Raw genomic sequence first — 6,341 nt, 5'->3', positions numbered from 1 at the left:
AGACGGCACCCCCGACGCCATGAACGCGGCCTGGGGCGGCATCAGCGAGGACAAGGAGCTGAGCATGTGCATCAGCGAAGGCCATAAAACCACCGCCAACATCCTGGTCCGCAAGGCATTTACCGTGAGCATGGCCACGGCAGAGCAGGCGGTGGCCTGCGACTATGTGGGCATCGAGTCCGGCAACCAAGTGGCGGACAAGGTGGCAAAGGCCGGCTGGCACACCACCAAGTCGGAATTTGTGGACGCCCCCCTCATTGATGAGCTTCCCATGGCGGTGGAGTGCCGTCTGGTGAGCTATGACCCGGAGAGCTGCCGTCTGGTGGGCGAGATTGTCAATGTGAGCGCCGACGAGTCCGTTCTGGATGAAGCCGGAAAGATCGACCCGGACAAGCTGCGCCCCATCACCTTTGACCCCATCCACAACGCATACCGGGTTCTGGGCGAGAAGGTAGGCAACGCCTTCCACGACGGCGCCAAGCTGAAATAATTGCCTGATTTATTCCAGACGTGAATGAGGGACGGAGGTGTAACCTCCGCCCCTCATTTGTTTTGACAGCAGATTATTGCCGGTCCTTCTTCTGCCGCTTGCGGAAGTTCTCCTCGATGGCGTCCTTCCAGTGCTCATCCAGGGGCGCGCTGCACCGGACGGCCCACCACCTCGTAGTTGAGGCGGGTGCCCTGGCTGTCACAGGTAGTTCGCCGCCCGGTAGGGCACGATCCCCGGGTGGCCCGCCATCTCCACCGCGTCGATATTGGCTCCCAGAAAGAGAAACTCCCAGCCGTACTTGTCCTTCTGGCGCCGGATCATCTTCTTTACCTTTCGGGCTGAATAGCGGTGGCCGGCGCTGTCTACAAGTTCAAACACCATCAGGCTCTCCTTGCCGGGGAACAGCCGCACGCCGCGGCCCAGCTGCTGGGTATAGCGCACCTTGGACATGGTGGGCCGGGCCAGGAACAGCGTCCGTTTGCCAAATCACTTGGCATCCATAGCAGCGGTCACCGTCTTGCCGGTGGCGTGAAGGGGTACTGGGAGTAGCGATAGCCGGCTTTCTCACCGCCGAAGGTGCCGGAAAACAGTTCGATGAACAGATCTTCGGCACTGCTGCCGGAGGCGGAGCGGCAGGTGGGCATGGAGGTCACCTCTGTTTTCTGTTAAAGTATGTATCTGTGATTTTCCCGAGATCCGCTAATCTGGACTCAATGGCTCCTCTGCTTCTGCCGTGTTCCTTGGCAATCGCAGAAGTCGTCATTCCCGAATCAAATTCGTCCAGTAATTTTTCTTCCTCAATATCTGTCCAAGGTTTTCCTGCGTTGCGAGGCAGGCTTTTCTTTCGGGATGCTGAAGGGATCACATTCAAAATTTCATGAAAAGCCCGTATCATTTCAGGCTGATTGCATACATGATTTCGCGGTAAAAGTTCTCCAGTGAAGGGGTCGATGCCGTCAGCCAAAGCAGATAATAGTTCTTTTGCTCTTGCAATATCCATTCAGCAATCCTCCTTTACTTCTCTCAAAAGGGTCTTTTTCTCAAATCCATCCCCGTTTGGCGTCCTTGTCCGCCCGCAGCTGCTCCAGTTCTTCCAGCATCCAGCCGCAGGCTTTCACGACAGCTTACATGACCTCCGGAATGCGGTCACGCACCACCTTGTGACAGGCTTTAGTAAGCATCTTTTATCCTCCTCAAGATCTCCACATCTGCCGGACAAAACGCATACTAATCAATCTCGTTCACCGTGATCCAAGCGTTCATTATCATAATTATTTAGCCCTTATCATATCAAAAACTCGATTGGTTTCTTCTCCATCAATCCATTTTTATATCGAATTTCAAATGCCTTTGCGGAAGAATTACTTTTTATAAAATACTGATTACCATTGTTTTCAACAAATGCAGTATCGTTCTCCATAGCCAAACCGGTCAGCTTCTTTTCTTTCAGCATACTATCGAATGACTCACGCCCAGCCTCGTTGTAATGAGGACAAAAAGCGTAATCAAAAAAGTTTAACATTCCATCTGCCCAACAATAATGACAATCCTCATTGCCGTGGAAAGAATCGCTATCGCTATGACCGCAATTAAACCAACAAATCGCACCGGCACTTAGACCAGTCAGCACAGCGGCATCTTTTCTATATATTTCTTTCAGTTTTTCATCTAATCCATGCTGTTTCCAAACAAGCATCATAGAAACGGCATCGCCGCCGCCAACATAAACAATATCAGCCCACGACAATAGATTATCAATATCCTCATTCCTATACGATTTCGTTACCAAACAAAGGCTTTTTACTTGACAACCGAGATTTTTATATTCCTTTTCGATTGAAGCGATATATCCATCGGCATCTCTGCTTGCAGTTCCTACAAACAAAACATTCGGATTGGTTTTACCCGATAATTTGATTGCATGAAGATTCAGCGGTCTTGTTGAACTCAAATCACCGCCCGATATTGCAACAATTCTTCCCATTTTCCGTTTTTCTCCCTGTTGTCTTGATATTTGGACTCACTTATCCTCTATATGTGCAAATTCCGTATTTTCAATATAATCCCCGTTCTCGTCCGTGAAACAGGCATCATGTATTTCACTCTTCCTATATTCTTTTTGCGGATGTATATTGTAATTAGTATAACTGGAATTCCGAAATCCAACAAGGACTTGTTGGAAAATATCAACAAAGCTGTCTAGCTCTGACGACGACTCTCTTCCCGTCATTGGTGAATCAGTTTAACGTCATATTTGTCCAATAAGCAGGACTATTCTTTGTGTAGCCCCCTGTCAAAATAGAAAGCGGATGATTCAAGCTATGTATACCTTCTCAACTAAGGGCAAAACGATATCCATTTTTCCAAGTCTTGAAGCAACTGTGCCTATTATCTATCTCAACACCTTCTCTGACGAGGGCCAGAAGGTATATGAGTCCGCACAGGCTGCCGGCTGCCCACCGTTCACATTGGTGGCGATCAGTGATCTGGACTGGAACCACGACATGGTGCCCTGGGACAGTCCGCCTGCCTTCAAAAATGCCCAGCCCTGCACCGGCGGCGCGGACGACTATCTGTGGCTTCTGGCCGAAGAAATTATTCCAGCAGCAGAGAAAGAGATTACCGGAGTCCCTCGTTGGCGAGGGATCGCCGGGTACTCTCTGGCAGGGCTGTTTGCGCTGTATTCCATCTACCAGACGGACCTGTTTTCCCGTGTGGGCAGCATGTCCGGCTCTCTCTGGTTCCCCGGAATGAAGGAGTACATCTTCTCCCATGAGCCGAAGAGTCGACCGGAGCACATGTACTTCTCCCTTGGAGACAAGGAGAGCAAAACCCGCAATCCTGTTCTGAAAAGTGTCCGACAGAACACAGAGGAGATTCATGCTTTCTATCAAGGTAAGGGTATTGATACAGTGTTCCAGCTGAATCCAGGCAATCACTACAACCATGCTGTAGCGCGCACCGCCGCAGGCCTTTGTTGGCTCCTGAGCAAGTGAGGTAAGTTCTCCTGTCGCCGGGCCGGTAATTTTTGTTTAGACGTGTTAAAAATTGATATGCCTGACTTGAAAAAATACCTTGCGGAGAACGGTTTCTGGGATTTCATTGATGTAAGTTCTAAGGGCGTTTTTCCTATCTTGCGAAAGGAGTCAAAGCGTATGCGTCTGAAATACACCTGCCCCGGCTGGGGGACACCCTTGTGCTATGATGGTTTATGCTGGAAATGCAAATCTGAGCAGGATTGAAAGGCCGCATAAGCCTGGACGCCGGAACAAATTGCTGAAAAGCAGAGAAGACTGATTCAGAATATTCAGCGGCTGGGTAATATGGAGGACCCGGAGCTCACCGACTTCTGGCATCTGCTGGGCTACCGGGCCGCCATCACCCCGGAGATCCAGCGGGCAGCGCTGGCCGCAAGGGTATTCTACCCATGTGAGCTCTACTAACGTGCACCGGATGATGTTCGGGACGCACTGATCACTGCCCTGCCGGAAGGCAAAACCGACACCGAAGTGGTGCAGGAAACGCTGGACAAGTGGCGGTCTGATCCTATGGGGCTGCGATGTAGAGGATGGCCAGCGGAAAGAAGTTCGAGTATCGGTGGAGCGGTTGCGGACTGAGATATCATGGCATCAAAGGGAGTGGTGATATGGCAAGCGTGTCGACTTGGAGCGGAATCAGGAACAAACTGGAGCAGGATTACCTGTGCCCCGCACTCCGGGGACATATCCAATACTTTGCCGCCAGCTATCGGGAAAGTCATGACCAAATCGGTCGAGCGGCTATCCGACTGGACGGTGTGGAAGTTCTGCGGAGCAACTACTATGCCTATGAGCAAAATTACTGGAACAGATATCAGGCCCTGCAGCGAGAGGGCGCTGGAGAAAATGACTCAAAGACACCCTTCCGCCTGGCTCATGAGGGGACACTGAACGACGGCTGTTTTGACAACGGTTTTTTCTATGAGGCGTTTGGGATATTTGACAACCAGAGCCTTGAGAAAAGCCTTGTCAGTGAAAATCCCCTTGTCCGTATCTTCGCTCTCCTGGACCGCAGGCTGGGAAAGCGCCGTCTGCTGGCTTTGGAGGAATCCATGGAGCGGGAACTGGACTGGGTGCGGACCTTCTATGTGATCCGGATGCAGGCCGAAGGGCTGATGGAAAAAGAATAACATTCAGGAGAAACTGCCATGTCACAGATCACATCCTCGGTGAGCAAGGCCACCCTGGACGAGCGCCCCATGGCCTACAAGGGGATGGAAGATATTCTGGAAAACATCGGTCCCGCCGGCTCCCCATATCAATGATATCAGATCGGCAGTGGAGCCGGGAACAACCATGTTCCCGGCTCCACTGGGTCCATGCCCACAGGCCGGCGTGGCATTTCCTCCACCGCTGTGTTATAATGCCTGTAACAAGCTGGAAGAGGAGATGTCTGCCGTGGCCATTGAGAACGGAGCATGGATCATGCGGGGTCTGGACTGGGACGACCCCTGCCGCATCCGCAGCTGGCAGGAACTGATCCGCTGGATCGATGAAATCGGATTTCTGCCTCTCTTCAAGAACGAGATTGACGGTTTCTCTGCCGAGGAGCACACCTCCGCCCGCTCCTGGTGGAGCGGTGACCCGGAACAGGACCCCTGGGAGTGGCGGCAGCTCATCGCCCACAGCGGCCAGGTGGCCTACGGCAAGTTCTTCGGCAAAAAGGCCGGGTTCATCTCCAGGGCCTGGTTCCCCCACTTCGCCAACTGGCGGAGGGACGGCTACGACTTCGACAGCCGCTGGGACGAGGAACTGGCCAGCTTGCGCCAGAAGCGGATCATGGACCAGTTCACCGCCAAGGATGAGCTGTACTCCTTCGATCTCAAGCGCCTGGCCGGGTTTGGAAAAGAGGGCGAGAAGAACTTTGAAGGCACGGTGACCGACCTTCAGATGGGCGGCTATCTGCTGATCCGGGACTTCCGGCAGCGCCTCAACAAAAAGGGCCAGCCCTACGGATGGCCCATCTCGGTCTACAGCACCCCGGAGGCGCTTTGGGGCTGTGAGCACATCTCCTCCGCCTACAGGCTGGACCCCGCCCAGTCCAAAGAGCTGATCTATCGGCAGGTGCAAAAGAACTTCCCCTCGGCCACGGAGGCCACGCTTCAGGTCGTGCTGGGGTGGGGCAGATGACTGCGGCGCCCTGTTTTCCCGGTAAAGCGCCCGCAGCGGAATTATGAACCATGGAGGAATTGGAATGATGAATTTTGACGTGAACAAGCTGGCCTGGACCAGAGCGCCGGAGCACTGCCGCATCTCTCCGGACTGGATCGAGATCACCACGCTGCCCCACACCGATCTGTGGCAGCGCACCTATTATCACTTCCGCAACGACAATGCCCCGGTCCTGCAGATGGAGACCGCGGAACCATACTTCAGCTTTGTGGTCAAGACCGACTTCACCGACAGCAAGCACCGCTTTGACCAGTGCGGGATCGTCCTCTACCTGGACAGCGAAAACTGGCTCAAGGCCTCGGTGGAATATGAAAACGGCGCGTTCCAGCATCTCGGCAGCGTGGTCACCAACGGGGGGTATTCCGACTGGGCCACCACCGCCATTGACGGCAGCATCCGCACCATGTGGTACCGCCTCAGCCGGCGGGAGGACGACTACCGGATCGAATGCTCCCGGGACGGGGTCAACTTCAGCCAGATGCGCATCTGCCACATGCACAAGGGCGGCGGCATCATCCGTTTCGGCCTCTACACCTGCTCTCCTGAGGACTCCTCCTTTACGGCGGTGTTCTCCCAGATGCGCCTGATGGAATGCCAGTGGCAGGCCCACGACGGGCAGCAGCCGGATCAGGAGGCCTGAT

Annotated in this window: 9 protein-coding genes and 1 pseudogene; 6 read left to right on the top strand and 4 right to left on the bottom strand. The window is 53.6% G+C overall.

All coding sequences use genetic code 11. The annotated features are described in order from the left end of the window. On the top strand, positions 1-490 hold a 490-nt coding region (locus tag Q0K23_RS05110), incomplete at its 5' end, for a flavin reductase family protein (RefSeq protein ID WP_294518672.1). Positions 491-563: 73 nt separating this feature from the next. On the opposite strand, the gene Q0K23_RS05105 is transcribed toward Q0K23_RS05110, so the two are convergent. The 4 genes from Q0K23_RS05105 to Q0K23_RS05090 form a co-directional block, all read right to left on the bottom strand. After that, the gene (locus Q0K23_RS05105; RefSeq protein WP_294518669.1) at positions 564-692 is read right to left on the bottom strand and encodes a hypothetical protein; all 129 of its coding nucleotides are present in this window, start codon (positions 690-692) and stop codon (positions 564-566) included. Beyond that, positions 689-940, bottom strand: a complete 252-nt coding sequence (locus Q0K23_RS05100) for a hypothetical protein (protein ID WP_294518666.1) — start codon at positions 938-940, stop codon at positions 689-691. The genes Q0K23_RS05105 and Q0K23_RS05100 overlap by 4 nt, the downstream gene beginning before the upstream one ends. 199 nt (positions 941-1,139) lie before the next feature. Beyond that, positions 1,140-1,490, bottom strand: a complete 351-nt coding sequence (locus Q0K23_RS05095; protein WP_294518663.1) for a hypothetical protein — start codon at positions 1,488-1,490, stop codon at positions 1,140-1,142. A gap of 285 nt (positions 1,491-1,775) precedes the next feature. Beyond that, a complete protein-coding gene (locus tag Q0K23_RS05090) occupies positions 1,776-2,474 on the bottom strand; it encodes a Type 1 glutamine amidotransferase-like domain-containing protein (RefSeq protein ID WP_294518659.1) in 699 nt (232 codons plus the stop codon). A gap of 337 nt (positions 2,475-2,811) precedes the next feature. Here Q0K23_RS05090 and Q0K23_RS05085 point away from each other — a divergent pair, with 337 nt between their 5' ends. The 5 genes and pseudogenes from Q0K23_RS05085 (at position 2,812) to Q0K23_RS05070 (ending at position 6,340) form a co-directional block, all read left to right on the top strand. Further along, positions 2,812-3,486 carry an alpha/beta hydrolase gene (locus tag Q0K23_RS05085; protein ID WP_294518656.1) on the top strand — a complete coding sequence of 225 codons (675 nt, stop codon included), beginning with the start codon at positions 2,812-2,814 and terminating at the stop codon, positions 3,484-3,486. Positions 3,487-3,645: 159 nt separating this feature from the next. Beyond that, a pseudogene (locus Q0K23_RS12705) lies at positions 3,646-3,930 on the top strand (hypothetical protein); the annotation flags it as partial. 215 nt (positions 3,931-4,145) lie between these two features. Next, entirely contained in the window at positions 4,146-4,658 is a 513-nt protein-coding gene (locus tag Q0K23_RS05080) for a hypothetical protein (RefSeq protein WP_294518681.1), read from the top strand. 268 nt (positions 4,659-4,926) lie between these two features. Continuing rightward, positions 4,927-5,658, top strand: coding sequence for a hypothetical protein (locus Q0K23_RS05075; protein ID WP_294518653.1), 732 nt, complete (start codon positions 4,927-4,929; stop codon positions 5,656-5,658). A gap of 67 nt (positions 5,659-5,725) precedes the next feature. Then, the gene (locus Q0K23_RS05070) at positions 5,726-6,340 is read left to right on the top strand and encodes a DUF1349 domain-containing protein (protein WP_294518678.1); all 615 of its coding nucleotides are present in this window, start codon (positions 5,726-5,728) and stop codon (positions 6,338-6,340) included. Position 6,341 lies beyond the last annotated feature (1 nt).

The sequence above is a fragment of the uncultured Pseudoflavonifractor sp. genome, from assembly GCF_944387275.1.
GTDB lineage: Bacteria > Bacillota > Clostridia > Oscillospirales > Oscillospiraceae > Pseudoflavonifractor > Pseudoflavonifractor intestinihominis.
The sequence above is the reverse complement of the archived record's forward strand: the minus strand, read 5'-3'. Positions and strand labels throughout refer to the sequence as shown.

Excerpts from the sequence above, each read along its gene's own strand:
- Q0K23_RS05095 (WP_294518663.1), bottom strand. The coding sequence starts at position 1,490 with ATGGATATTGCAAGAGCAAAAGAACTATTATCTGCTTTGGCTGACGGC.
- Q0K23_RS05100 (WP_294518666.1), bottom strand. The coding sequence starts at position 940 with ATGTCCAAGGTGCGCTATACCCAGCAGCTGGGCCGCGGCGTGCGGCTG.
- Q0K23_RS05070 (WP_294518678.1), top strand. The coding sequence starts at position 5,726 with ATGAATTTTGACGTGAACAAGCTGGCCTGGACCAGAGCGCCGGAGCAC.
- Q0K23_RS05090 (WP_294518659.1), bottom strand. The coding sequence starts at position 2,474 with ATGGGAAGAATTGTTGCAATATCGGGCGGTGATTTGAGTTCAACAAGA.
- Q0K23_RS05085 (WP_294518656.1), top strand. The coding sequence starts at position 2,812 with ATGTATACCTTCTCAACTAAGGGCAAAACGATATCCATTTTTCCAAGT.